We start from the raw sequence: 26,882 nt of genomic DNA, 5'->3' as shown, positions 1-26,882 counted from the left end.
GACTTGCAGCATTTCGGGAAAAGTCGTTACTTTGCATCGGATTTTTATAGAAAAGACAAATATGAATACGAAATTGACGTTAGCGACATTGATTCTGAGTATCAGCGTGATACTTGGTTCCTGCGCTTCACAAAACGACGAGCCCGCCTTATCCGAAGGAACTGGTACAATTACTTTGGGCGTTTCCACCAGTACAGCCTTTACCAAAGCTGTCGACGAAAGTTCTTATAGCAACGTGGACAACTACACCGTACAGATATTGAACGATGCAGGAACTCCCGTAAAGGAATTCCTCTACTCGGAGAGAGAAGAGAAAATCACCCTGAGCAACGGTTCATACACCCTCAAGGCGTTCTATGGCACCGAGAGTAATGCTTCACGGGAAAGTTTCTATGTGGTGGGAAACACTAGTTTTCAGGTCAACGGCGAACCCGTTCAAGCTGTTGCAGTGACCTGTCAGCCTACCTGCGGAAAGGTAAAAGCCACTTTCGCGTCCAATATGGACGAATATTTCAGCGACTACTCGATTGTGTACGAAACCGCCGCACTGAAAGCCGCCGGCAGTACAGCCGTATGGGCCAAAGGAGACAAAGACCCCTGGTATCTGAAAGTTGACAATGCAGGCGAAACAGTAACCGCCACCATTCAATGTACCCGTTTGAGCGACAACAAAACGGCAACGGTGGAAAGGACATATACCCTGGCTCCCAACAAGTCGTGGACGCTCAACATTGCGCCCGCCGACGACAACGGCAGCTTGGGCATTGAAATCACGGTCGACGAAACGACTGACGATGAAACAATAGACATCGAAGTTCCTGCCGACTGGGTATAATCGTATATATAACAGATGTAAGAATCACACAAAATTATGAAACCTCTACATACATTCCTTTTAGGCACGGCCGCCATACTCAGTCTGGCATCGTGCGAACTGAAAAACGAGCTTTCAGGCAGTTTGGTGAACAAAGAAGATACCGGCGCCATAGAGCTGGGTGTCAGCGTGAAACAACCGGTATCGCAGACACGCGCAGACGCCAGTGAAATTGATACCAATACATATCCCGTCGTTATCCAGGGTACCAGCGACGGAGTGACGGATGTTATATACGAATACAACACGCTGTCCGAAATGCCGGCCAGCATTACCGTGCCGGTGGGACAATATACCATCTCCTCGCACACTCCGGGTACGCTGGAAAAACAGATGGCTACCCCCTACTATGCCGGCAGTACCGACCTCACGGTCAGCAAAGACATTGCCAGCAAAGCCGACATCGTATGCCGCATGGCCAACAGCCGCATCCAGTTGAACTATGGCGAAGACTTCAAGGAAGCCTTCAGCGAATGGACCATCACGATAGACGATGGCGGAGAGATGGCCATGGCGTTTACCCAAGACGAGCTGGAAGCTGCACCCGTCTATTGGGCATTCTCGGAGAATGCAACGGCCATTACGGTTAACATCCGGGCTAAAACCACAACCGGAAACACTGTAACCGACCGTCGTGTGTTCAAAAAAAGCGATGCTTCTGAAAATTACGAAGAGGTAGGCGACGTTTTCACAGGAGGAGATGCCTTGGAAATCAATATGGGTACCGTAACATCTTCTACGGGCGAACTGGAAGGTATTGACATCAGCACCAACATTACTTTTGAAGACAGCAACGAATCGGTAGAAATACCGACCATCGATCCGGAAGAGCCGACTGACCCCAGTGAACCGGGAGAAGGAGGAGAAGGGACAGAAGGTGCAGTGACTTTGAATCTGCCCGCAGACGTCACCTACTCCATCAGTGCAGGCGATGCACCAGCCAGTGCAGATGCCTATATTGCCTCCGAAGCTGGACTCGACAAGATTATCGTAACCATTACAGCCGGTAACGATGCTTTCCAAGCAATCTTGGTGGATCTGACAATGGACGGTCAAAGCTTCCTTGCCGAAAATGGAGGGGTGGATTTGATTGACAATGCCGACTTTGGAAACCTCGTTTCAACTGTAGGAAGTCAGGCACCAACAGATGGTACAAAAGAATACACCTTCCCGATTGGGGCATTCTTCACCTTCCTTGACATGACAGGTGCTACTGATCCAGGAAAATCCCACGAATTTCATATTACCGTAACCGATAAGAACGGAGAAACAGCCAATGGTGTGTTTAAAGTAACCATAAATGAATAAAAGGTCATGAAAAAAATATATTTATCCCTTATGATACTGCTGGCTCTAATGTCAGTAGTATCCTGTCAGCAAGAAGATTGGGAAAGTAATGTCGGTTACCTGCGTATCGAAGTAGGTACCAATGCGTATGTAGACACGAAAGCCATACCCGAGAACTACAATCCCCAGCAGATTGCCGTACAAATAGTAAACAGCAAAGGAGAAGTGGTAGAAAGTACCGACGACTGGGAGACGCTGAAAGGAACGCAGCTCCGTCTGGCCCCCGGCCAATATACCGTCAACGCTTCGTCCAACGGTTTCGACGGCTCTGAGTCGGGTTTCGATGTTCCCTACTATGCAGGAAGCCAGCAGATCACCGTAGAAACCGGCAAAGAAGTGACAGCCAACATCACCTGCACGCTGGCCAATGTAAAGGTAACCGTAAACTACGATGAGTCTTTCCAGAAGTTTGCCTCAGCCACTACGACTGTATCCTCAGCCTTGGAAGGCGTAGCGGCCCTGGACTTTGTGATGGGCAGCGAACTGAAGCCGGGTTATTTCCCGGTGGGCAACCTGACAGTGACCGTCAACGTAACCAACCAAGCCGGAGAACAACATTCACAAAGTACCTCCATCGCCGATGTAAAGGCCCGCAAGCACTACATCCTGAACTTCAAGGTGGCAGACGCAGGCTCCATTGAGAAGCCTACCATTTCCATCAATGGAGAAGAAATCATTTTCACCTTTACATTTGATGTTTCGACAGAGGCCAGCACCCAACTGGAAGCACAACCGGCCAACGCTTGGAGCAACTTTGCATATTTGGAAGGTGGCGTAGCATCATCCGAAGGGGAAATCGATCCGGCAGCCATGCGTTTCGAATACAAGACTACAGATACAGAAGAATGGCAAACCTGTAGTGCAACTTACAAGAATGAAAGCCAAAAGTACACAGCTACACTTACAGGCCTGACACCCGCTACCCAATATAATTATCGCCTTGTTTACGAAAAAGATGGAAGCGCTTATGCTAGCGATATCGTCACATTTACAACGGAAGATGCCCAAACGTTACCGAATGGTAACATGGACAATTGGTACAAGAGCGGTAAGACATGGTATCCTGTAACAGAAAACGAATATAACATCAATGGTTCTTTCTGGGATTCAAGTAATCCGGGTACTACCACAGGAGCCGGTGCATTGGTCAACGTAAACCCAACCCAAGGGAATAGTACCACGGTACATACAGCTGGCGGTCAATCGGCAGAACTGAAATCACAATATGCCAGTGCTTTCGGCATCGGTAAATTTGCAGCAGCCAGTCTTTATACCGGTAAGTTCAACAGTCTGGTGGGCACCAATGGTGCCAAGATAGACTTCGGACAAAAGTTTACAGCACGTCCTATAGGTCTGCACGGATGGTTCCATTATACCAACGGCAAAATAGATTACCGAGGAAATAATACCCCGGAAGGAGTGGCAGAAATAGGAAGTGATGACCTCTGTTCCATCTATATGGCCATAGCCAAGGCACCTCACCAACTTGACAATACGAACTTATCTACATTCTTTGACCTTGAGAATGATGAGAATATCATTGCCTACGGAGAACTGCCCGATGCAGAAGCAGTTTCCACCAACGGTGAATGGAAAGAGTTTACAATTACCATGAAGTATAAAGACATCACGCCACTTGCGGAATACTATCTGATTATTGTATGTTCATCCAGCAAGTATGGCGACTACTTCACCGGCAGTACGGGTAGTACGATGTATATTGACGACCTGGAACTGGTTTACGGGCAGCCTACTACCGCTCAAGAATAATGTAAGATTATAACCCCAACCGGAAGAGCAAGGACTATACTTTGCTCTTCCGGTTATACTTGTTTATAGAAGACCTTATGCAAAAACTGTTGCTATTCATATTATTGTTTGCCTTTGGCAACACCATTTGCGTACAAGCCTCAGGTATGCAACCCGAAGAGCTTTTGTCAGATACCACCTTAACAGAAAATCAGACTTCCACAGCATCCATTACGGAGAAGATTGTCGGAAAGAAGAAAAGAAAAAGAGTGGAACGCCCCGAACGTATTGACCGCGGCATCATGCAGGCCGTTTTCATTCCCAAAGGGCAATGGCTGGCAGGAGGAACCGTTTCCTACTCCGAACACGAAGAAAACAACCTGAACTTCCTCGTCATCAAGAATGTTGAAGCCCTGGGATATACTTTCAATGTAAGCCCATACGTAGGCTATTTTTTCAAGGATAATATGGCCGCCGGTCTGCGCTTCGGTTACAACCGCACCTATCTGGATATGGCCAACTTCGAACTGAACCTGGGTGAGGACTTCAACATCAACCTCAAAGACTTATATTATCTGGAACACGAATACCAAGTATCAGGCTTCCTGCGTACCTACATGCCCATCGGCAAAAGCAAAATCTTCGGCCTCTTCAACGAATTGCGCTTGACGTATGCCTACGGCGTCGGCAAAAACTCAACAGGGTCGAATACCGAATATGACGGTACTTATGAACAGGCTCACAACCTCCAGATAGGTATTGCTCCAGGTATGAGCGCATTCGTGACAAACTGGTCGGCTGTAGAAGTTTCAGTCGGTGTAATGGGATATAATTTCAAATGGCAGAATCAGAAAACCAACCAGATAGAAACCGGTACCAGAAGGACCTCATCGGGTAATTTCAAGATCAACTTGTTTTCCATCAACATTGGCATGACCTTTTACTTGTAAAATATCCCATAAACAAGAATTCGTAAGAATATGACAAATAAAATACTATATTACCTCTTTTGCCTTCTGCTGGTAACCGCCTGCAAGATTGAGAACGATATTCCCTACCCGATTGTGGATGGCAGCATCCAGACCTTTGAAGTAGAGGGACAATGCGATGCCAACGGAAACAGCAGTACGCAAACCACCATCAACAAAAACGATCGTACCATCTCACTCTACGTAAACGATACGGTGGACATCACTGAACTGCGCATCACCAAACTGACCGTTACCAACGACGCTACACTGGTCATCGATTCAACATTATGCAGCAACTACAGCAAGTTTCCTACCGCAGGTTTTGAATCACTGGAATCCCTTCCCGTATCAACCGACACCAGAGTCGACTTCTCCCAATCGGTACAGATGACGCTACGAACCTATCAGGACTATGTTTGGAAGATTGATGTCCAGCAGATTATCAACCGTGAGATAGAAGTGGAACAACAGCAAAAAGTTATCATAGACGAAATCAACCACAACGTGATTATCTATGTGGCTCCCGACCAGTCGCTAAGTCAGGTCAAAGTAAAGACATTCAATCTGGGCGGCACACACGGCAGCGTAGTTCCTGACCCGACCGAAACCGAAACCTTCAACTTTTCCCAACCGGTAGTATTCCAGGTAACCCAAGGATGGGAAGCACCAGAGACCTATACGGAATGGACTGTTTATGTATACCAATCGGAAGAAGAAATGAGTAACGAAGCCAGTGTCTTTGCCAGAGCTACCAGCGCAAGCCTTTCGGGAAACATTCAAAGCGGAAAACGACCGACCATCACCTACAAAAAAGAAACAGACAACGATTGGAATACTGTAGCAGATACAGAAATCGAAGTCAAAGGCACCAGCTATACAGCCGACATACAGGGACTGGAACCGGGTACCAATTATCAATATACCATTCAGATAAGCGGATCAGAGGATTATACCAGTACATTTACCACAGCACCGGCCACTCCGCTGACCGACGGGAGCTTTGACAACTGGCACCAGGTAGACAAGCTCTGGAACCCTTGGTTTTCGGGAGGAGAATCCTTTTGGGACACCGGAAACAAGGGAGCTGTCACCATCAGCGACAGCAACTCCATCCCAACCGAGGAAACCTGCAACGGAAGTGGTCTGGCAGCCTCTCTCGAATCGAAATATCTGGTCCTCAAGTTTGCGGCAGGCAATATTTTCACCGGCAGCTATGTGAAGACCGTAGGTACCAACGGTGTACTGAGTTTCGGACGGGAATTTTCTTCATTCCCTTCCAAACTGCGCATCAACTATAAATATACGTCGGCCACCATTGACAAAGTGGGCGAAGATGCTTTCACCTATCTGAAGGGACAACCCGACTCCTGCCACATTTATATCGCCCTGACCGATTGGGACGAACCACGGGAAATACGCACGCGCCCCAGCGAACGCCAACTGTTCGATAAAACAGACTCCCAGATCATTGCCTACGCAGAACTGATACAAGGATCATCCAACTCCAATTATCAGCAAAAAGATCTGGTGTTGGACTATCGCTATACAAACCGCACCCCAAAATATATTGTAGTTGTAGCTACAGCCAGCAAATACGGAGATTATTTCACTGGAGGTGTAGGGAGTAAACTGCTGATTGATAATTTTGAACTGATATACGAATAGAGATAAACCAAACCTATATGAACAAGATCATACACAAAGTCCTGACATTGATCACCCTTTGCGGAATGATGGCAGGCTGCTCCGGCGAATCCCTCATCCAGGAATACGGAGAAGGAACCGGCTGCCTATACCTGACATTGGGGAGTGTGGATGTAGAGCTTTCTTCCATGACCAGAGCAGAAACAAGCTCCCTTCCCGAAGAACTCATCCCGCAAGCAGAAGACTTCATGATTGACATCCAGATGGGTAATGAATCTGTGGAGGGTTTTCCCAAGAAATACAGTGAACTGACAACTGAAGGCGTCGAGCTGACGGCCGGTGGCTATACGGTAACCGCTTATTGCGGCGATAACAATCCGATACAAGCTACGCCCTACTTCTCCACATCTGTCCAGGTTCAGATTTTACCCGGAAAGGCGACGGAAACGACCCTCAATGCCGTTTTGGCAAACGCCATGCTAACGCCTGCCGTAAGCGAGAGTCTGCAAAACCATTATAAAGAATGGGCACTGACCATCAAGGTTGGAAACGCTTCTGAGACACTGGCGAACAACGAAAAAACAAATGACTATCTGTTCGTACAGGCCGGACAGCCGGTAAACGCAGTGTTCGAGGGAACAAACATATTGGGGAAAGAGACTTCGCATGAATGGGTAGTCGTTTCTCCGGCTGTTGCACAGACGAAGTATGTGATTCAATGTGATCCGGATATTCCTATATTTTCATTTGGGCTGAATGCTGTAACTGAACACACAGCCGACCAGTCCGGCTATGTAAACGGTACAAAAGTGTCACTGTCCTTTGGTGATTTATCCAATGTTCCTCTCACTTTAATCACAAATTGGAAAGCTACATTGGTCAATGAAGCAGGTGAAGTGGTACGCAGTTATAACACCAGCGATTTCAGCAGTACAGGAGAAATGGCGATAGAAAACGACTGGCCTTACCTGCCGCAGGGAAATTATACATTAAAATATAGTTATACCATCGACGGGAATGAGGTTAGTGAAGAGGCAACGGCGACCGAAGCAAAAACAATCACGATGCCTCTGCCAACTTTCAATGCCAAAGTTTCCGCTCAAACCAGCTATTCCGTATTTCAATCGCAGGGAGCGGCAGCTGCAAACGAAACAGATGGCTCTGGTATCTTTAATATCTCCCTGACCACAAATATCGCTCCAGATATTCTTGATAATGAAAAATATGCGGATTTATTAAATGCCACCTATTCATTGGATAGCGGAGAAAGCTCGACAGAAAAATCACCGGTGTTTCAAAACCTTCCATGGGGAAAACGGACTTTGACTGCTTCAGCCTCATTTGATGGCAGTAACAATTCAACTTCATCGGTAGAGTGTGAGGTGACGGGAATACCGTATTATATCAGCTTTAATGGAAATGCAAATCCCGAAAACTGGACTTTAAGCAATAATGGTAAATGTGGTGATAGACTTGTTTTAAAAAGAGGAGATGCTTATGCGCTTTCCCCTAAATTTTATATCACATTAGATAAAGATATAGACGTAAGTGTGACTTTGAATGCGTATGCGTATGGAGGAACAATCTATAGTTCATATAAACCTACCGTATCAATTCATCCTTCAGAAATTGGGCAAAACTCTTCTGTTATCACAACTTTATCGGGATCGAACTTACTTCCAGGAGGTGGTGCCACATATCATGATATAAGTACAACTTTTACGTTAACCAATACTATCGGTAAAGTGTGCATTTATACACAAGGAAATGGATCAAGTTGGTCTGTTGGAGTAGGTGACATGGGAGTTGTTTGTGACCATTTTTCCGTACAATATAAATAAGAATTAAATTATGACTATACATAACCTATACATCATCTCCCTAATAGGCCTGCTATCGTTCGTCGCCTGTACGAACGAAGACAGCCCTATACAGAACGAAGGAACCGGTGAAATCCGTTTCGCTGTAATGGATACGACGGGCGTAGAAATTCCTACCAAATCGTCACTCTATTTCGACGAGGAAGATATTAAAGAATTCCGGGTTAGCCTCAAGCGAGGAGATACCCCCCTCTTCACCAACAAGAGATATGGCGACATTGCAGGCACGACCTTTACCTGCACGGCCAGTCCGGATTACGTACTGACGGCAGAAAACTGTATGGAAGCCGAAGCAGAAAGCGCGAATCAAAGCTGGGGGCAAGTGCGTGTATACGGAGAAGAGGCTTTTGCAGTTACCGCCAATGAATCGAAAACCGTGACAGTGAACTGCGGCATGGCAAACTCGTCTGTAGAAGTGGATTTCAGCAACTTTATAGAAAGCACGTTCCCCACCTACTCCATCGAGCTGCACGCAACCGATGCGCCTGACCGGTCTCTTACCCTCGACCAAAGCAATTACCAATATAGAAAAGCCTATTTCAATGTAAGCGAAACGGGAAGGGAATTGTCATATACCGTCAACCTACCTTCTCCATATAAGGGACCTTACAACGGGACACTGGCCTTATCTCCCTCCAAATGCTATACCCTTTCGGTTAAAGTAAAAGGTGATACGACCAGTACGACTGTTACACTGGGCGTTACGGTGGACGGGACCCTGCTCGAAGAAATACCCCTGACGGAGAAAATCAATCCATATCAGTAAATCCACCCTCAATCAAAGCCATAACGACTTATGCGCCCCAACTCTCCCCGAGCCTGGCTCCTTGCCACCCGCCCCAAGACACTGACGGCTGCCCTCATTCCTGTAATGCTAGGCAGTGCGCTGGCCTTTGCCGACCGACACTTCCAAACGGAAGAAGCTGTATTGTGTCTGTTATTTGCCTGCTTGATGCAGGTAGCGGCCAATTTCATCAACGACCTGTTCGACTTCCGGAAGGGCAGCGACCGCAGTGACCGCCTCGGCCCCCAACGGGCCTGTGCAGAAGGATGGATTACGCCACATGCCATGACTATCGGCATCGGCGTCGTGCTGACCTTGGCCTGTGCATGCGGACTCGGTGCGTTGTACTTTGCCTGGGGAAGTCTGCCGCACGGCGGATGGGAACTGGTAGGGCTGGGAGTATTGTGTCTGTTGTTTGCGTTTCTCTACACCACCGTGCTCTCCTACAAAGGTTGGGGTGACGTGCTGGTACTGATGTTCTTCGGCTTTGTACCAGTGGGCGGGACTTATTATGTACAAGCAGGACAGATGAATTGGGACGTATGCCTGCTGTCGCTCGTTTCGGGACTGGTCATCGACACATTGCTGATAGTAAACAATTACAGGGACCGCGAACAGGACCTCGTCAGCGGCAAGCAGACATTGGTCGTAAAATACGGAGAACGGTTTGGAGCCAACATATATCTGGCTTTGGGACTGGCAGCCGTCTGCCTCTGCGCCGGCCTTATCGTTACCGCCCGACTCACGTGGCTGGAGTTCATCTGGGCACCCTGCATCTACCTGTATCTGCACATACTGACCTGGCGAAAGATGATACAAATAAGAAAAGGTAAGGAACTGAACAGGATACTGGGAGAAACCTCGCGCAACATGCTGCTCATGGGATTGCTGCTCTGCGCCGCCCTCCTCTCGTAAGGCCGCATCTTTTTTCTCCAACTGGGAAAAAAGATTTTCCCAACCGGAAAAAATTATCCGGCCAGCTCTACGACCTCCAAGTCCTTAAAGACGCCACCTTCGATAACAAAACGAACCAGGGTACGTACTTTATGAAAACCATATTTACCTGCCGCACCGGGATTGATGTGAAGCAAGTCGAGTGTCTTGTCATACTTTACCTTCAGAATATGCGAATGGCCGCTGATGAATAACTTGGGTGGCCGTGTAAGGATGCTGCCAGCTATCGACGGATCGTATTTGCCGGGGTATCCGCCAATATGCTTCATCAGCACTTCTGCCCCCTCCACCCGAAAACGGAGAGTCTGCGGATAGAGACGACGAATGTCCTGCCCGTCGATATTGCCATACACGGCACGGAAAGGCCGAAAAGCAGCCAGCCGTTCGGCAACCTCCAACGAGCCGATGTCACCGGCATGCCAGATTTCGTCGCACGGCTCAAAGTATTGCAAGTATTTCTCGTCCCAATATCCATGTGTATCGGACAACAGACCTATTTTTATCATCTTTTCATTTGTTTTTGTGTACAAAGGTAAGTACATTTGTCCTACATTCGCCAAAGGGGTCGGAATAAGTTAACATAATTACACCTATCCCACTCCTTTTGCCCTTAATCTACAATTATGGAATATCAATACTTCAAACGTGACATCAGCTGGCTGTCTTTCAACTATCGCGTCCTGCTCGAGGCGGACGACGATACGCTGCCGTTATACGAACGCATCAACTTCATCTCCATCTACTCGTCCAACCTCGAGGAATTCTACAAGGTACGTGTAGCCGACCACAAGGCCATCGCTACCGGCAAGACTCCCGAAGACGAGGAGAGTGTACAGTCGGCCATCGAACTGGTGGATGAAATCAATAATGAAGTAAACCGCCAGCTGGAGGACCGTATCCGAATCTACGAAACAAAGATATTGCCTGCTCTTCGCAAACACCACATCATTTTCTACCAGAATCAGGAAGTGGAACCTTTCCATCAAGAATTCATCCGCCGCTTCTTTCTGGAAGAGATATTCCCCTATCTGGCGCCGGTACCGGTGACCAAAGACCGCATCATCTCCTTTCTACGCGACAACCGCCTGTATCTGGCCGTGCGCCTCTATCGCAAAACAGAAGGAGAAAGCGAAGAATGCGTTCCCGAATACTTTGTGATGAAACTGCCCTACAGCAAGGTACCCCGTTTCATCGAATTGCCCAAAGAAGGAAAGGACTACTACCTGATGTTCATCGAAGACATCATCAAGGCCAACCTGCAAACCATTTTCCCCGGCTATCGGGTGGACAGCAGCTACTGCATCAAGATATCGCGCGACGCCGATATCCTGATAGATGACGCCACAAGCAGCAACGAAATCATCGAACAGCTGAAAACGAAAGTCAAAAAACGGAAAACGGGTGCCGTATGCCGTTTTGTCTACGACCGTGCCATGCCGCACGATTTTCTGGAATTTCTTGTTGACGCTTATCGGATAGACCGCAACGAGCTGGTGCCGGGCGACAAGCATCTCAATCTGGAGGACCTGCGTCACCTGCCCAATCCGAACCCGAACCTGCCCTCCATCCAAAAACCGCAACCGATGAAACTGACTTGTCTGGACGAACGTGAGTCAATATTCGATTACGTGGCAAAACAGGACCTGCTACTGCACTATCCCTATCACTCATTCGAACACTTCATCCATTTCCTCTATGAGGCCGTACACGAACCGACGGTCAAAGAAATCATGGTAACACAATATCGTGTGGCTGAGAACTCGGCGGTCATCAATACACTGATAGCTGCCGCACAAAACGGCAAGAAGGTGACCGTATTCGTAGAACTGAAAGCCCGATTCGATGAAGAGAACAACCTGGCTACAGCCGCCATGATGGAAGAAGCCGGCATCCGCATCATCTACAGCCTGCCCAAACTGAAGGTACACGCCAAGGTGGCCTTGGTGTTGCGCAAGGATGAAGAAGGGCACAAACTTCGCAGTTATGCCTACATCAGTACTGGAAATTTCAATGAGAAGACTGCCACTCTTTATGCCGACTGTGGCCTGTTCACCTGCAATCCGGTTATTGTAAACGACCTGCATACCCTTTTCCGTACTCTGAAGGGCAAACTGACCAACCCCACCTTCCACCGACTGCTGGTGGCACGCTTCAACCTGATACCCGAACTGAACAAACTGATTGACCAGGAAATCGCATTGGCACAGGCTGGAAGAGGCGGACGAATCATCCTGAAAATGAATGCTCTGCAAGATCCTGTCATGATAGGAAGACTTTACGAAGCTTCGGAAGCGGGAGTGGAGATAGACCTTATCGTACGAGGCATCTGTTGCCTCATACCCGGCCAACCCTACAGCCGCCACATCCGCATCACCCGTATCGTAGACACGTTTCTGGAACATGCGCGCGTCTGGTATTTCGGCAACGGAGGCAAGCCCCGTCTTTTCCTGGGGTCGCCCGACTGGATGCGCCGCAACCTGTACCGGCGCATAGAGGCTGTAGTACCTGTGCTCGACGAAAAACTGAAACAGGAGCTCACCGATATGCTCACAATCCAACTGGCCGACCGGCGAAAAGCCTGTTTTGTGGATGGAGAACTGCACAACTGCTGGAAATCAGCCCATCCGCAACGCGAAGAAGTACGCGCACAATATGCTTTCTACGAATATCTGAAGAGACGATTGTAACACGATTGTAACATGTATGACAATCACTTGTAACACAAACACCCGTTCTTTGCAAACGGAAATAAAATACACATTTATTGAATATGGAAACAATCTATTTAGGAATCGTTCTCTTCCTGTTCGTCCTCGCAATCTTCGATCTTGTGGTGGGCGTAAGCAACGATGCCGTCAACTTTCTGAACTCCGCCATCGGAGCCAAAGCGGCATCCTTCAAGACCATCATCTTCATTGCCGGTGTGGGCGTCTTTATCGGTGCGGCACTGAGCAACGGTATGATGGACATAGCCCGACATGGCATCTACCAGCCGCAGCACTTCTACTTTGCGGAAATCATGTGCATCCTGCTGGCTGTAATGCTGACAGACGTCGTACTGCTCGACGTATTCAACACGATGGGTATGCCAACCTCGACCACTGTCTCGATGGTATTCGAACTGCTGGGCGGTACGTTTGCACTGGCACTTATCAAGGTCTACAGCAGTGAAGGTACTTTAGGATTGGGCGACCTGATCAATACAGACAAAGCTCTGTCCGTCATCATGGCCATCTTTGTCTCCGTAGCCATAGCCTTCTTTTTCGGTATGCTGGTACAATGGCTGGCACGTATCGTATTCTCCTTCAATTACAAGAAAAACATGAAGTACAGCATCGGAATCTTCGGCGGTATCGCGGCTACGAGTATCATTTACTTCATGCTGATCAAGGGTCTGAAGGACAGCTCATTCATGACTGCCGAATACAAAGACTGGATACACAACAACACCTGGATGCTGATAGGAGCTTTCTTCGTGTTCTTCACCATTCTGATGCAGATTCTTCATATCTGCAAGGTCAACGTTTTCAAAGTTGTAGTATTGCTGGGAACCTTTGCGCTGGCACTGGCTTTTGCCGGTAACGACCTAGTAAACTTTATCGGTGTTCCCCTTGCCGGATATTCTTCGTTCATGGACTACACGGCCAACGGACAAGCTGCCGGCGCCGACGGTTACCTGATGACTTCCCTGTTAGGACCGGCCAAAACTCCCTGGTATTTTCTCTTCGGCTCAGGAGCCATTATGGTAATAGCCCTTGCCACTTCGAAAAAGGCACACAACGTTATCAAAACCTCGGTTGATCTTTCACGTCAGGATGAAGGAGAGGAAAACTTCGGAAGCACGCCGATTGCCCGTACATTGGTGCGTTTCAGCCTGACACTGGCCAACGGCATTTCCAAGGTTACTCCTGAAAGTACCAAACGTTGGATTGACACCCGTTTCCGCAAGGACGAAGCAATCATAGCCGACGGTGCCGCATTCGACCTTGTACGCGCATCAGTCAACTTGGTTCTGGCAGGTCTGCTCATTGCACTGGGTACGTCATTGAAACTTCCTCTCTCCACAACCTATGTCACATTCATGGTTGCCATGGGTACCTCACTGGCCGACCGTGCCTGGGGACGTGACTCTGCCGTATTCCGCATTACAGGTGTGCTGAGCGTCATTGGAGGATGGTTCATCACTGCCGGAGCGGCCTTTACCATCTGTTTCTTCGTGGCACTCGTCATCTATTATGGAGGTACAACCGCCATTGTTGTGCTCATTGCACTGGCTGTTTTCATGCTCATCCGCAGCCAAGTGATGTACAAGAAACGGAAAGAAAAAGAAAAAGGAAGCGAGACTCTGAAGCAATTGCTGAGCAGTACGGACAACAACGAAGTGTTGAAACTGCTGCAAGTCCACACACGCGAAGAGCTGGGCAAGGTTCTGGCTTTCACAGAAGAGAATTTCGAACGGACATCAACCTCCTTCCTGCATGAAAATCTGCGCGGCCTGCGCCGTTCCATGGGAGCCGTGAAGTTTGAAAAACAGCTCATCAAGCAAATGAAACGTACAGGCACATTGGCCATGAGCCACCTGGACAACAATACCATCTTGGAAAAAGGTCTTTACTACTATCAAGGCAACGACTTTGCCAGCGAACTGGTATATAGCGTAGGCCGTCTGTGCGAACCCTGTCTGGAGCATGTAGACAACAATTTTGTACCGCTCGACGCCATCCAGAAGGGTGAGTTTGCCGACGTTACAGAAGACATAACCTATCTGCTCCAGGTATGCCGCAACCGCATTACGAACAACGACTACGAAGGCATGGAAGCCGATATCCGCAAAGCCAACGAGCTGAACGGCCAACTGGCTCACCTGAAACGTGAAGAGCTTCAACGCATCCAAAGCCATACAGGCAGCATCAAGGTCAGCATGGTATACCTGACCATGGTACAAGAAGCACAAAACGTGGTGACCTATGCAAGCAATCTGCTGAAAGTAAGCCGCAAGTTCCAGGCAGAAGAATAAAAGTCACTATACAGAATGCAAATGCCCAGACTGAAGAATGGTGAAAAACGCCTTCAGTCTGGGCATTGGTGCTTCCATTCGATCAACAGCAATATGAATCAGAAGTCTAAATTTAAGTTTCAATCATCTATTATACAAAACAGTATCTTATCCAGTGTCGGAAAGAATTCCACAAACCTCATTATTCCTACTTGAGACTTTTGATATATTTATGCCTTCTGCATTTTTGTACATAATAAACTACTTCAAAAGGGTGACATGAGAACCAAAAGTTTTGAATTCTATATCAAAGATATTCAGCAGATTAAAGTACACCTATAAAAATAAAACAAAAAAAACAGCCTAAATGTTTTGGATATCCAAATAAAGCTGTACCTTTGCACGCCGTAAGCCAATCGGGACACGCCGATATAGCTCAGTTGGTAGAGCAACGCATTCGTAACGCGTAGGTCGCCGGTTCAAGTCCGGCTATCGGCTCAGAGAAAGAGATACTGATTACAGTATCTCTTTTTTCTTTTGGAACAAATTACTACATTTGCCATAAAAATATGGACTTTCATGAACAATAAAAAGAAACTTCTCATCATATTATGTATCCTGCTGGTAATAGGAAGTTGTTGCGCAGGGATAGTATATCATTTGATTTTTGCGCCACAATTCCATCCGCAAACAAAAGTCTACATCTATATAGACAGAGATGACAACATCGATTCGGTCTATCATAAGCTGAAAGTTACAGCATCTCCCGGCAGGATGTCAGGGCTATACTGGATGGCCCGATTGAAACAATATCCGGAGCACATTCATACCGGCCGTTATGCCATCTATCCGAAAGACAATGTATACCACGTATTCAGCCGATTGTCCAGAGGACATCAAGAGCCTATCAACCTCGTAATAGGAAGTGTGCGCACTTTAGACAAGCTGGCACGAAACGTAAGCAGGCAAATCATGGCTGATTCCATCGAAATAATGCAAGGATTATCAGACTCCGCCTATTGGGAAAAACAAGGATATACCCCAAAAACGCTGCCAGCTCTCTTCATTCCCAACACCTATCAGGTATATTGGGATATGAGTGCCGATGATTTCTTCAAACGAATGGTGAAAGAGCATAACCGCTTTTGGAACAAACACAGACTGGCACAGGCAGACTCTTTAGGAATGATTCCGGCACAAGTCATCACACTGGCCTCTATTGTAGAAGAAGAGACTAACAATGCCCAAGAGAAAGCTACAGTGGCAGGACTATACATAAACCGCCTGCGTGCCGGAATCCCTCTACAGGCTGACCCGACCGTCAAGTTTGCCTGGCAAGACTTCAGTCTGCGAAGAATCAGCAACGCACATCTTGAAATAGACTCTCCTTACAACACTTATCGGTATGCAGGCCTTCCGCCAGGCCCCATACGTATCCCTACTCCTGCCGGTATCGATGCCGTTCTGAACTATGAACACCACAAATATTTATATATGTGTGCCAAAGAGGATTTCTCGGGAACACACAATTTTGCATCAACCTACGCGGAACACATGCAGAATGCCAGAAAATACAGGAATGCACTGAACAAAAGAAAGATTTTTAAATAGATTTGATAAAATAAGAGTAAAAGCTTATATTTGCCTCCGTATAACCGAATCCAAACAAAATACGAAGAAAGATATGAGCAAACAACTACTCCTCGGTGACGAAGCAGTCGCCCAAGCGGCACTCGACGCAGGCTTGTCGGGTGTCTATGCCTATCCAGGTACTCCTTCAACGGAAATAACAGAATACATTCAGGCTGCACCGGAAACAGCAGAACGTAACATACACAACCATTGGTGCAGCAATGAAAAAACGGCAATGGAAGCCGCCTTGGGCATGTCGTTTGCCGGCAAACGTTCGCTGGTCTGTATGAAACACGTTGGAATGAACGTTGCGGCAGACTGTTTCATCAACTCGGCCATTACCGGCGTAAAAGGCGGCATGATAGTGGTTGCCGCAGATGACCCCAGTATGCACTCCTCACAAAACGAACAAGACAGCCGTTTCTATGGTGACTTCGCGCTGATACCCATGTATGAACCCAGTAACCAGCAAGAGGCATACGACATGATATACAACGGATTTAAATTTTCTGAAGAGATGGGCGAACCCATCCTGTTCCGCATCGTGACCCGCCTGGCACATTCCCGTTCTGGTGTAGAAAGAAAAACGGCACAACCCCAAAACCCTCTTTCGTTCAGTAAAGATCCACGTCAGTTCATCCTGCTGCCCGGCAATGCCCGCAAACGCTACAAAGCCCTACTCCAGCAACAAGAAGTCTTTGTACAAGCATCGGAAAATTCACCCTACAATCAATATATAGAAGGAAACAATAAGAAAATGGGTATCATAGCTTGTGGAATCGGCTACAATTATCTGATGGAAAACTATCCGGAAGGTTGTGAATACCCTGTATTGAAAATAGGCCAATATCCCCTTCCCAAGAAACAACTGATGAAACTGGTAGAAGAGTGTGACGAATTTCTGGTTTTGGAAGACGGACAGCCTTTCGTCGAAAAACAATTGAAAGGTTATTTGGGACTGGGCGTTCACGTAAAAGGAAGACTGGACGGCACATTATCGACCGATGGCGAACTGACCCCGGACAGTGTTGCCCATGCTTTGGGCAAAGACAACCGGCCAACATTCCAAACTCCCGCATTGGTAGAAATGAGACCACCTGCATTATGCGAAGGATGTGGACATCGTGACATGTACACCGTATTGACCCAAGTCTTGAAGGAAGAATATCCAACACACAAAGTATTCAGCGACATAGGTTGCTACACACTGGGAGCGAATGCACCTTTCCATGCCATCAATTCGTGTGTCGACATGGGAGCTTCCATTACGATGGCCAAAGGAGCAGCCGACTCAGGTTTGCATCCGGCCGTTGCCGTAATCGGTGATTCAACCTTCACACATTCGGGCATGACAGGCTTGCTGGATTGTGTAAACGAAAACGCCAACGTCACCATTGTTATTTCCGACAATGAAACCACCGCCATGACCGGCGGACAAGATTCGGCAGGTACAGGACGTTTGGAAAGTATCTGTCAGGGAATTGGCGTTACCCCCGAGCATATCCGTGTAGTAGTTCCCCTGAAAAAGAACTATGAAGAGATGAAACAAGTAATCCGCGAGGAAATTAATTACAAAGGTGTGTCAGTCATCATTCCCCGAAGAGAATGCATCCAAACGTTGGCACGTAAAAAACGTAACAAATAAAATCAAGAACAGCCATGAAGAAAGATATTATTTTGTCGGGTGTGGGAGGACAAGGCATCCTCTCAATAGCCACCGTTATCGGACAAGCCGCACTTAAATCAGGATTGTATATGAAACAAGCCGAAGTGCATGGGATGAGCCAGCGTGGAGGTGATGTACAATCCAATCTGCGTATAAGCGACCAGCCTATCGCATCCGATCTTATCCCTACAGGGAAATGTGACATCATTCTCTCACTGGAACCTATGGAAGCTCTGCGTTATCTGCCATACCTCAGCCCTGAAGGATGGCTCATTACTAATGAGACTCCGTTTGTCAATATACCAAATTATCCTACAGAAGAGAACCTCAGAGCAGAGCTGAATAAGCTGCCGCACAAAATCATACTCAACGTAAATGAGGTGGCCAAGCAAACAGGTTCTCTGCGAGTAGCCAACATTGTCCTTCTGGGAGCCACAATTCCTTTCTTAGGAATAGATTACGAAATCATGCAAGACAGCGTCCGGGAGATTTTCCAACGAAAAGGAGAAGACATTGTAGCTTTAAATCTCAAAGCATTGGCTGCCGGCAAGGAAATTGCAGAAAAAAGTATCTGATTCCAACTAATTGAAAGAACCAATAACCATTACAACCATGAATAGCAAATACTGGGAAGAAGACATAGAAACCATGCCACGCGAAAGGCTTCGTGAGTTGCAATTGCAAAAATTAAGGAAGACAATCGGCATCGCAGCTCATTCCCCTTTCTATAAGAAAATGTTTCAAGAACATGGCATTACAGCAGAAAGTATCCGGACACTGGACGACATCCGTAAGATACCATTTACGACCAAAGCAGATATGCGGGCCAATTATCCATTTGGATTGGTAGCTGGAGATATGCGGGAAGATGGAGTACGTATCCACTCATCAAGTGGAACGACAGGTACGCCAACCGTTATCGTACACTCCCAACACGATTTGGACTCTTGGGCCAACCTAGTGGCACGATGTCTGTATATGGTAGGAATTCGCAAAACAGATGTTTTCCAAAACAGTTCGGGCTATGGAATGTTTACTGGAGGATTAGGATTCCAATATGGAGCAGAACGATTGGGGGCATTAACGGTACCTGCCGCTGCCGGTAATAGTAAACGTCAAATAAAGTTTATCACAGATTTCCATACAACGGCTCTACACGCTATTCCCAGTTATGCTATTCGCTTGGCAGAAGTTTTCCAATCGGAAGGAATTGACCCTACTTCCACTAGTCTGAAGACATTGGTTATAGGTGCAGAACCTCATACAGACGAACAACGCAAAAAGATTGAACGTATGTTGGGCGTAAAAGCCTACAACAGTTTCGGTATGACGGAAATGAACGGACCGGGGGTAGCATTTGAATGTACAGAACAAAATGGCATGCACTTCTGGGAAGACTGCTATCTGGTTGAAATTATAAATCCTGAAACTGGTGAACCTGTACCTGACGGAGAAGTAGGCGAACTGGTACTAACAACTCTCGACCGTGAAATGATGCCGTTGATACGCTACCGCACACGTGACCTGACACGCATCCTGCCTGGAGAATGTCCATGCGGACGAACACATATACGTATCGACCGCATCAAAGGTCGCAGTGATGACATGTTCATCATCAAAGGCGTCAATATTTTCCCTATGCAGGTAGAGAAAATATTAGTACAATTCCCAGAACTGGGAAGCAATTACCTCATAACATTGGATACCATCGACAATCAAGATGAGATGATTGTGGAAGTAGAACTCAGCGACTTATCGACCGACAGCTACATCGAACTAGAGAAGATTCGAAAAGAAATCACCCGTCAGCTCAAGGACGAAATCCTGGTAACCCCTAAAGTTAAGCTGGTAAAAAAAGGTTCGCTGCCACAGAGTGAGGGAAAAGCTGTAAGAGTAAAAGATTTAAGAAATAACAAGTAAGCAGGTACCATTCCGTTCGTTTCTTTCCAAAGGAGACGAACGGAGGGACTTGAAATATACAAAAAGAGGGTACGTCTATTTTGACATACCCTCTTTTTGTATAGAAAGCCGCACCGATGATGTGATGAAACTCCGATAGACATGATTTGAGTGCTCGTCCTCTTTGTAATCCACCGACTCAAAGGTTACCCCGAAGGGCGTGGCCCGCCATTGAGAACTGAAGCTTGTCTCGGTATTTCGTATAATTTGATGAGTTTCCCGATCCAATCAATGCGGCTATTATTTTCTACACCAAAGGTAAGAAGATTATATGAAAGAAACAAGGAAAAATAAAAAAAAGTGCCGGAAACTTATATAAGTCCGGCACTTTCATAAATCTTCAGCTATTTAGATAGCTTATGCTGCTTTAGCCTTAGCAACGATAGCCTTGAATGCTTCGGGATGATTTACAGCCAAATCGGCCAAAACTTTACGATTGATTTCAATTCCAGCCTTATGCAAAGCACCCATCAGCTTAGAATAAGACAAACCTTCCAAACGTGCAGCAGCATTGATACGCTGAATCCACAATGCACGGAAGTTTCTCTTCTTGGCCTTACGGTCACGGAACGCATACGTCAAACCTTTCTCCCAAGTATTCTTGGCAACGGTCCAAACGTTCTTTCTTGCACCAAAGTAACCTCTGGTCAATTTCAAAATTTTCTTTCTTCTTGCTTTAGAAGCAACATGATTTACTGATCTTGGCATAGTTTTACTTGTTTTTGAATGTTAGCGCCAGTGCTTCACGCAGCGGACTTAAAGCTAATGCATTCGGTTAATAACTTTAATAATACTTCTTACGCTTTTGATTACTTCATAGCTAAGAGTTCCTTAACCTGGCTCACATTCGTTATATCAACGGTTGTAGAGTAACACAGATTTCTCTTTTGCTTCTTAGTTTTCTTAGTCAAAATGTGACTGTGAAAAGCGTGCTTTCTTTTGATTTTACCTGTTCCGGTAAGAGTAAATCTCTTTTTAGAACCGGAGTTAGTCTTCATCTTTGGCATCTTACTTATTTTTTAATTATTTAATTATATGGCAACGCACTATACCTGTGGCGTTACTCATTTCTTTAGTCTTCGCTTTGTTCTTCAGCCGGAGCAGCTTTTGAAGCCTCTGCCGGTTTCGGTGCAGCAGGTTTCTTGGGAGCAGCGCTCTTTTTCGGAGAAAGCTGAATAGTCATTCTCTTTCCTTCCAGAATCGGCATCTGATCTACTTTTGCATAGTCTTCCAAATCATTGGCAAAGCGCAACAGCAAAACCTCTCCCTGCTCCTTGAATAAGATAGAACGACCTTTAAAGAACACGTATGCCTTTACTTTGTCTCCATCTTCCAAAAAGCCTTTGGCATGCTTCAACTTGAAGTTATAGTCATGGTCGTCCGTTTGGGGACCGAAACGAATTTCCTTCACGTTTACTTTCACCTGCTTCGCCTTTTGTTCCTTCTGACGCTTCTTTAACTGATAAAGAAATTTAGAGTAATCAATAATACGACAAACAGGGGGTTGTGCATTTGGAGAAATCTCTACGAGATCCGCTTCCATCTCCTCGGCCATCTTTAAGGCCTGAGCTATCGGATATACTTTAGGTTCCACTTCATCGCCCACAATGCGGACTTCTTTGGCACGGATTTGCTCATTAATCCGATGTTGCCCTTTTAAGCTGTCATTCTTCATTAAATAACGTTTACTTCCAGTTTGTTTCTTGTTTATTACTACCAAATTATTTTTTTGTTAAGTAAAAGCGGTCTTTAGAACATCGTATGTATGCTATGCTTTTACAATTGGGCGCAAAGTTACCATTTATTTATCATATTTTGAACTTCTTCGTTCACTTTTTTAGCAAATTCTTCAAATTTCATGGTTCCCTGGTCGCCTTCGCCTTGTTTGCGGACGGAAACTTCTCTGTTTTCAGCCTCTTTCTCACCTACAATCAGCATATAGGGAATACGTTTCATTTCGTTATCACGAATCTTACGTCCGATCTTTTCGTTACGTTCATCCACAATGGCGCGAACATCGTATCTCTTCAGATAGTCTTTCACTTCCTGGGCATAGTCATTGAATTTCTCACTGATAGGCAGGATAGCTACTTGATCAGGAGTCAGCCACAACGGGAATTTACCGGCTGTATGCTCGATAAGTACGGCAACGAAACGTTCCATAGAACCGAACGGCGCACGATGAATCATTACCGGACGGTGCTTCTGGTTGTCAGCTCCCGTATATTCCAGCTGGAAGCGTTCGGGCAAGTTATAGTCTACTTGGATGGTTCCCAACTGCCAACGGCGACCGATAGCGTCTTTCACCATAAAGTCCAGCTTAGGACCATAGAAAGCTGCTTCACCATACTCAACTTTAGCTTTCAGCCCCTTTTCTTCACAAGCCTCGATAATGGCCTGTTCCGCCTTTTCCCAGTTTTCATCGCTACCGATATACTTTTCGCGGTTCACTTTATCGCGCAAAGAAATCTGTGCTTCGAAATTCTCAAAATGCATGGACTGGAACACAATCGAGATTATGTCCATCACACGCAGGAATTCATCCTTCACCTGATCGGGACGGCAGAAGATATGCGCATCATCTTGCGTGAAACTACGGACACGAGTCAACCCATGAAGCTCGCCACTCTGTTCGTAACGGCAAACCGTACCGAACTCTGCCAAGCGCAAAGGCAGATCTTTATAAGAACGGGGAGAGTTCTTGTAAATCATACAGTGATGAGGGCAGTTCATCGGCTTCAGGAAGTACTCCTCACCTTCTTCCGGCGTATGGATGGGCTGGAACGAATCTTTACCATATTTGGCATAGTGTCCGGAAGTGATATATAACAACTTATTTCCAATAGGCGGACACATCACTTCCTGATAATCGTAACGTGCCTGAATACGACGCAAGAACTCTTGCAGACGGATACGCAATGCGGCACCCTTCGGCAACCACATCGGAAGTCCCTTGCCTACCGTATCGGAGAACATGAACAAATCCATCTCCTTGCCAATTTTACGATGGTCGCGTTTCTTGGCTTCTTCCAGCAGCACAAGATATTCATCCAACATCTTCTTCTTCGGGAAAGTGATACCATAGATACGGGTCATCATCTTGCGGTCTTCCTGTCCACGCCAATAAGCGCCGGCAACAGAAGTCAGCTTAATGGCTTTGATAGGAGCAGTTGTCATCAAATGAGGACCGCGGCAAAGATCCGTAAATGCTCCTTGCGTATAAGTAGTAATGTGACCATCCTCCAATTCGGATATCAGTTCACATTTGTATGTTTCACCACGGTCACCAAACATCTTCAAGGCATCGGCTTTCGAAATGTCCTGACGAACAACAGCCTCTTTCTTGGCTACCAGTTCTGCCATTTTCTTCTCGATAGCGGGAAGATCGGCCTCCTTAATCGGAGTCTCACCCGGATCGACATCGTAATAAAAACCATTCTCAATAGCCGGACCGATACCAAACTGGATACCTGGATAAAGTTCCTGCAAAGCCTCGGCCAGCAAGTGGGCGCTGGTATGCCAAAAGGCATGTTTACCCTGCTCATCCTCCCATTTATAAAGGACGAAATCAGCGTCCTGCTGAATGGGGCGTCCCAAATCATAGGTTTCACCATTCACACCACAAGCCAAGACTTCTTGAGCCAGTCTTGAGCTAATACTTTCTGCAATTTGCAGTCCTGTCACTCCTTCGTTATATTCACGAACAGAGCCGTCTGGAAAAGTTATCTTTATCATAATGTTATGTATTTCGAATTCTGAACGCAAAAATAAAGATTTATTTTCTAAAATCACTCATTTCACAAAAAATGTTATTCGCGGACATCTGTAAAACGCTTGATAATGTTATAGGCCGAAACAATACCCAATTCGCCTGCCTTACTCAAATCCAAGATCCCCTGCTTGTTGTTCCCCAGGAAGATGTGTGTCAAGCCACGATTGAAGTAAGCTTCCGCAAATTCCGGATCTAACTCAAGGGCCTTATTATAATCTTCAAGGGCCGCACGATAATCTTTCAAGGCCGACGAGACATTTCCACGGTTGTAGTAACCATAAACGAAATCGGGTACCAACTCGATTACCTTATCCAAATCCTTCTTGACCACCTCATAATCGACTCCACTCACTTCCTTCCGGCCATCGTTCGACGACAAGGAAGTGGAAGAAGAATTTTCCTCTGACATGGCCTCAGCCTTTTTGTATTCGAGTTGTTTGCAACGCACCAACGCACGCATGAAATAAGCTGGGAAAAATTCACCGTCCAAAAGAATACTTTGTGTAAAGTCTTCTATCGAGCTGTCAAAATCCTGCACCAAATAAAAATCCATACCACGGGCAAAGCGTTTCAAAGCGTCCTGCGGATGAGCTACAATGTCCGACGTATGAGAATCTATCAATGCAAAGTGATATTTCACCTGTTCTTCGGTCAGCGGAGCCTCCATATTGGTAATCCGCAAAGGCTTTGGCAAGCGTTTTGCAAGGTTCAAAGCATCGATTGCCTTGTAGAAATGCACCGTTTTCTTCACCTCGCTGATTTTCTCGTAATAAGTCAAGGCATACATAGGCTCCAACTTGACTACCACATTGCGATCCTGCACACGGCCGCGATAATCACTCGTGTAGCGTTGTGTATTCTCTGAATCGTCGGCTATCACGATTTTCCGATAGTTTTCCATATTCTTGTCCGACTTCTTACGCGTCTTTTCCTCGCCAGCTTCGCCGTCACCCGCATCGGCCAGATCCTTCTGACTGCTACTCTGCTTGTTGTTCAGACGATCCAACTGTGCCTGCATCAACTTGAATTCATCTTGTTCGGCTCCCTTTCGGTCACCAATCTTCCGACGCGCTTCGGCACGATAGTGATATCCAGTCAGGAAGTTCGGATACTGTTCAATTACCTTCGAATAATCTTCAATGGCACCTTGATAATTTCCTGTCTGCGCACGCAACAAACCACGGTTGAAGGTAGCCATCATATTGTCCGGCTCCATCTTCAGCACAAAGTCGAAATCTTCAATAGCCCGGTTGTCGTCGCCGACCTGCGCACGAAGCAAACCTCGGTTGTAATGGCCGATAAAGTTATTGGGATCAATATCCAGAGCCAAATCATAGTCTTGCATGGCGCCACGAAGATTGTTCTGGTGGAAACGAGCCAAAGCACGATTGATGTAATTTCCTGCATTCTTGATACTCAGTCGGATAGCCTGGTTCAAGTCTTCTTCGGCCGACTTATAGTCCTTCAACTGGAGTTTCACCAACGCGCGTGCGCTCCAAGCATCGGCATCATAACGGTCCAGTTCCAGCGCCTTATCAAAATCGCGCAAGGCACCAACGGTATCTTTCTGTTGCAGATTCACCTCGCCCCTCATCAGATAGGCGCGTGTATAGCGGGGAGAGATGGACAGCAGTTTCTCCAGATCGTCTTCGGCCGCCGTATAGTCCTTCTTCTGCATGTGGCAAAGGGTCAGATTATGCCACAAGACCAGATTTTCAGGATCGTACTTCAAAGCCGCCCGATAGTCTTCAATGGCTCCATCAAAATTGTTCTGACGGATACGAGCCAGTCCTCTTATCTGATAGGCACCGACCACAAAAGGGTTACGTCGGATAGCTTCATCACAATCGGCCTCAGCTCCCTGATAGTCGTCGAGATTGATTTTGGCCAATCCACGGAAAAAATAAGGTTCGTACAAATAAGGCTTGGCGCTGATTACCTGATTGAAATACTGAATGGAAAGTACATAATCCTCGAAATACAATGCATTCCGGGCAATCATCATCACACGCTCCGTATTGATTTGGGCACACAAACACGCCGGCCACAACAGTATAGCTATCAGTAATCTCCTTATCATTTTCAACCCTTATTTCACGGTCTTCACCTTGTATGTACAATGAGCCTTTCCCTTGAGCAAGGCATTCAGTTTTCCTTTAATCATCTGCTTGCGCAAAGCCGACAAATGGTCGATGAACATTTTTCCCTCCAGATGGTCGAACTCATGCTGCATGACACGGGCCAGATATCCCTCGACTTCTTCTTCGTACTCCTTGAAATCCTCGTCCATGTACTTCACACGGATTTTGTCGCCACGCTTCACACTCTCATGAATGCCAGGCAAACTCAAGCAGCCTTCTTCCATCGATACTTCCTGGCCCGACACCTCTATGATATGAGGATTGATATAGGCCTTGCGGAATCCCTTGAATTCGGGCAAGTCATCGGACAAGACATCCAGATTGATTACAACCACACGGATAGGAAGTCCGATCTGAGGAGCAGCCAACCCTACTCCATCCGCACGATCCATCGTTTCGAACATATTTGCAATCAGTTCTTTCAGTTCAGGATACTCGGGGGTAATGTCTTCGGCAACTTTTCTCAAGACAGGTTGCCCGTATGTATAAATGGGTAAAATCATAATTCTATTC

The 26,882-nt window shown here is 46.6% G+C and carries 21 protein-coding genes and 1 tRNA gene; 15 read left to right on the top strand and 7 right to left on the bottom strand.

What is annotated here, in order from left to right; genetic code table 11:
• Positions 1 to 61: 61 nt before the first annotated feature.
• The 8 genes from RDO88_RS08060 (at position 62) to menA (ending at position 10,164) form a co-directional block, all read left to right on the top strand.
• Positions 62 to 835: a DUF4493 domain-containing protein gene (locus RDO88_RS08060; RefSeq protein ID WP_307758881.1), complete on the top strand. Its 774-nt coding sequence runs from the start codon at positions 62 to 64 to the stop codon at positions 833 to 835.
• A 36-nt stretch (positions 836 to 871) separates the two neighbouring features.
• On the top strand, positions 872 to 2,182 hold the full coding sequence (locus RDO88_RS08055; RefSeq protein ID WP_307758880.1) for a DUF4493 domain-containing protein: 1,311 nt from the start codon (positions 872 to 874) through the stop codon (positions 2,180 to 2,182).
• A 6-nt stretch (positions 2,183 to 2,188) separates the two neighbouring features.
• Positions 2,189 to 3,991, top strand: coding sequence for a PCMD domain-containing protein (locus tag RDO88_RS08050; RefSeq protein WP_307758879.1), 1,803 nt, complete (start codon positions 2,189 to 2,191; stop codon positions 3,989 to 3,991).
• A 77-nt stretch (positions 3,992 to 4,068) separates the two neighbouring features.
• Entirely contained in the window at positions 4,069 to 4,920 is an 852-nt protein-coding gene (locus tag RDO88_RS08045; RefSeq protein ID WP_307758878.1) for a hypothetical protein, read from the top strand.
• A 30-nt stretch (positions 4,921 to 4,950) separates the two neighbouring features.
• Positions 4,951 to 6,606, top strand: a complete 1,656-nt coding sequence (locus RDO88_RS08040) for a PCMD domain-containing protein (RefSeq protein ID WP_307758877.1) — start codon at positions 4,951 to 4,953, stop codon at positions 6,604 to 6,606.
• Between the two features lie 17 nt (positions 6,607 to 6,623).
• Positions 6,624 to 8,426: a DUF4493 domain-containing protein gene (locus RDO88_RS08035; RefSeq protein ID WP_307758876.1), complete on the top strand. Its 1,803-nt coding sequence runs from the start codon at positions 6,624 to 6,626 to the stop codon at positions 8,424 to 8,426.
• 10 nt (positions 8,427 to 8,436) lie between these two features.
• Complete coding sequence (locus RDO88_RS08030; RefSeq protein ID WP_307758875.1) at positions 8,437 to 9,231, top strand: DUF4493 domain-containing protein; 795 nt, start codon at positions 8,437 to 8,439, stop codon at positions 9,229 to 9,231.
• A 30-nt stretch (positions 9,232 to 9,261) separates the two neighbouring features.
• Complete coding sequence (menA, locus tag RDO88_RS08025) at positions 9,262 to 10,164, top strand: 1,4-dihydroxy-2-naphthoate octaprenyltransferase (RefSeq protein WP_307758874.1); 903 nt, start codon at positions 9,262 to 9,264, stop codon at positions 10,162 to 10,164.
• 53 nt (positions 10,165 to 10,217) lie between these two features.
• Here the strand turns inward: menA and RDO88_RS08020 are convergent, their stop codons facing one another.
• Entirely contained in the window at positions 10,218 to 10,709 is a 492-nt protein-coding gene (locus RDO88_RS08020; RefSeq protein ID WP_307758873.1) for a YfcE family phosphodiesterase, read from the bottom strand.
• Between the two features lie 117 nt (positions 10,710 to 10,826).
• Here RDO88_RS08020 and RDO88_RS08015 point away from each other — a divergent pair, with 117 nt between their 5' ends.
• The 7 genes from RDO88_RS08015 to RDO88_RS07985 all read left to right on the top strand — a co-directional run bounded on the left by RDO88_RS08015 (position 10,827) and on the right by RDO88_RS07985 (position 20,417).
• Positions 10,827 to 12,890: an RNA degradosome polyphosphate kinase gene (locus RDO88_RS08015; RefSeq protein WP_307758872.1), complete on the top strand. Its 2,064-nt coding sequence runs from the start codon at positions 10,827 to 10,829 to the stop codon at positions 12,888 to 12,890.
• 83 nt (positions 12,891 to 12,973) lie between these two features.
• Entirely contained in the window at positions 12,974 to 15,220 is a 2,247-nt protein-coding gene (locus tag RDO88_RS08010; protein WP_307758871.1) for an inorganic phosphate transporter, read from the top strand.
• 404 nt (positions 15,221 to 15,624) lie between these two features.
• A tRNA-Thr gene (locus RDO88_RS08005) sits at positions 15,625 to 15,697 on the top strand.
• Positions 15,698 to 15,778: 81 nt separating this feature from the next.
• Positions 15,779 to 16,810: an endolytic transglycosylase MltG gene (gene mltG / locus RDO88_RS08000; protein ID WP_307758870.1), complete on the top strand. Its 1,032-nt coding sequence runs from the start codon at positions 15,779 to 15,781 to the stop codon at positions 16,808 to 16,810.
• A 73-nt stretch (positions 16,811 to 16,883) separates the two neighbouring features.
• Positions 16,884 to 18,476 carry a thiamine pyrophosphate-dependent enzyme gene (locus RDO88_RS07995; protein ID WP_307758869.1) on the top strand — a complete coding sequence of 531 codons (1,593 nt, stop codon included), beginning with the start codon at positions 16,884 to 16,886 and terminating at the stop codon, positions 18,474 to 18,476.
• Positions 18,477 to 18,490: 14 nt separating this feature from the next.
• Positions 18,491 to 19,072: an indolepyruvate oxidoreductase subunit beta gene (locus RDO88_RS07990; RefSeq protein WP_307758868.1), complete on the top strand. Its 582-nt coding sequence runs from the start codon at positions 18,491 to 18,493 to the stop codon at positions 19,070 to 19,072.
• Between the two features lie 37 nt (positions 19,073 to 19,109).
• Complete coding sequence (locus RDO88_RS07985) at positions 19,110 to 20,417, top strand: AMP-binding protein (protein ID WP_307758867.1); 1,308 nt, start codon at positions 19,110 to 19,112, stop codon at positions 20,415 to 20,417.
• 396 nt (positions 20,418 to 20,813) lie between these two features.
• Here RDO88_RS07985 and rplT read toward each other — a convergent pair whose 3' ends face one another.
• The 6 genes from rplT to def all read right to left on the bottom strand — a co-directional run bounded on the left by rplT (position 20,814) and on the right by def (position 26,872).
• Positions 20,814 to 21,164 carry a 50S ribosomal protein L20 gene (gene rplT, locus RDO88_RS07980; RefSeq protein ID WP_022020876.1) on the bottom strand — a complete coding sequence of 117 codons (351 nt, stop codon included), beginning with the start codon at positions 21,162 to 21,164 and terminating at the stop codon, positions 20,814 to 20,816.
• Between the two features lie 101 nt (positions 21,165 to 21,265).
• Entirely contained in the window at positions 21,266 to 21,463 is a 198-nt protein-coding gene (rpmI, locus tag RDO88_RS07975) for a 50S ribosomal protein L35 (RefSeq protein WP_004289895.1), read from the bottom strand.
• Positions 21,464 to 21,528: 65 nt separating this feature from the next.
• A complete protein-coding gene (gene infC / locus RDO88_RS07970) occupies positions 21,529 to 22,131 on the bottom strand; it encodes a translation initiation factor IF-3 (RefSeq protein WP_004294850.1) in 603 nt (200 codons plus the stop codon).
• Between the two features lie 119 nt (positions 22,132 to 22,250).
• The gene (gene thrS / locus RDO88_RS07965; RefSeq protein WP_307758866.1) at positions 22,251 to 24,191 is read right to left on the bottom strand and encodes a threonine--tRNA ligase; all 1,941 of its coding nucleotides are present in this window, start codon (positions 24,189 to 24,191) and stop codon (positions 22,251 to 22,253) included.
• A 74-nt stretch (positions 24,192 to 24,265) separates the two neighbouring features.
• Positions 24,266 to 26,308, bottom strand: coding sequence for a tetratricopeptide repeat protein (locus RDO88_RS07960; RefSeq protein WP_307758865.1), 2,043 nt, complete (start codon positions 26,306 to 26,308; stop codon positions 24,266 to 24,268).
• A 9-nt stretch (positions 26,309 to 26,317) separates the two neighbouring features.
• A complete protein-coding gene (gene def, locus RDO88_RS07955) occupies positions 26,318 to 26,872 on the bottom strand; it encodes a peptide deformylase (RefSeq protein WP_307758864.1) in 555 nt (184 codons plus the stop codon).
• Between the last annotated feature and the right edge of the window lie 10 nt (positions 26,873 to 26,882).

This window comes from uncultured Mediterranea sp. (genome assembly GCF_902493215.1).
Lineage (GTDB): Bacteria > Bacteroidota > Bacteroidia > Bacteroidales > Bacteroidaceae > Bacteroides.
The sequence above is the reverse complement of the archived record's forward strand: the minus strand, read 5'-3'. Positions and strand labels throughout refer to the sequence as shown.

Coding starts and splice junctions, on each gene's coding strand:
- RDO88_RS08015 (WP_307758872.1), top strand. CDS start 10,827: ATGGAATATCAATACTTCAAACGTGACATCAGCTGGCTGTCTTTCAAC.
- RDO88_RS07960 (WP_307758865.1), bottom strand. CDS start 26,308: ATGATAAGGAGATTACTGATAGCTATACTGTTGTGGCCGGCGTGTTTG.
- RDO88_RS08035 (WP_307758876.1), top strand. CDS start 6,624: ATGAACAAGATCATACACAAAGTCCTGACATTGATCACCCTTTGCGGA.
- RDO88_RS07985 (WP_307758867.1), top strand. CDS start 19,110: ATGAATAGCAAATACTGGGAAGAAGACATAGAAACCATGCCACGCGAA.
- thrS (WP_307758866.1), bottom strand. CDS start 24,191: ATGATAAAGATAACTTTTCCAGACGGCTCTGTTCGTGAATATAACGAA.
- RDO88_RS08055 (WP_307758880.1), top strand. CDS start 872: ATGAAACCTCTACATACATTCCTTTTAGGCACGGCCGCCATACTCAGT.
- menA (WP_307758874.1), top strand. CDS start 9,262: ATGCGCCCCAACTCTCCCCGAGCCTGGCTCCTTGCCACCCGCCCCAAG.
- mltG (WP_307758870.1), top strand. CDS start 15,779: ATGAACAATAAAAAGAAACTTCTCATCATATTATGTATCCTGCTGGTA.
- RDO88_RS07990 (WP_307758868.1), top strand. CDS start 18,491: ATGAAGAAAGATATTATTTTGTCGGGTGTGGGAGGACAAGGCATCCTC.
- RDO88_RS08045 (WP_307758878.1), top strand. CDS start 4,069: ATGCAAAAACTGTTGCTATTCATATTATTGTTTGCCTTTGGCAACACC.
- RDO88_RS08040 (WP_307758877.1), top strand. CDS start 4,951: ATGACAAATAAAATACTATATTACCTCTTTTGCCTTCTGCTGGTAACC.
- rpmI (WP_004289895.1), bottom strand. CDS start 21,463: ATGCCAAAGATGAAGACTAACTCCGGTTCTAAAAAGAGATTTACTCTT.
- RDO88_RS07995 (WP_307758869.1), top strand. CDS start 16,884: ATGAGCAAACAACTACTCCTCGGTGACGAAGCAGTCGCCCAAGCGGCA.
- RDO88_RS08050 (WP_307758879.1), top strand. CDS start 2,189: ATGAAAAAAATATATTTATCCCTTATGATACTGCTGGCTCTAATGTCA.
- def (WP_307758864.1), bottom strand. CDS start 26,872: ATGATTTTACCCATTTATACATACGGGCAACCTGTCTTGAGAAAAGTT.
- infC (WP_004294850.1), bottom strand. CDS start 22,131: ATGAAGAATGACAGCTTAAAAGGGCAACATCGGATTAATGAGCAAATC.
- RDO88_RS08020 (WP_307758873.1), bottom strand. CDS start 10,709: ATGATAAAAATAGGTCTGTTGTCCGATACACATGGATATTGGGACGAG.
- rplT (WP_022020876.1), bottom strand. CDS start 21,164: ATGCCAAGATCAGTAAATCATGTTGCTTCTAAAGCAAGAAGAAAGAAA.
- RDO88_RS08030 (WP_307758875.1), top strand. CDS start 8,437: ATGACTATACATAACCTATACATCATCTCCCTAATAGGCCTGCTATCG.
- RDO88_RS08010 (WP_307758871.1), top strand. CDS start 12,974: ATGGAAACAATCTATTTAGGAATCGTTCTCTTCCTGTTCGTCCTCGCA.
- RDO88_RS08060 (WP_307758881.1), top strand. CDS start 62: ATGAATACGAAATTGACGTTAGCGACATTGATTCTGAGTATCAGCGTG.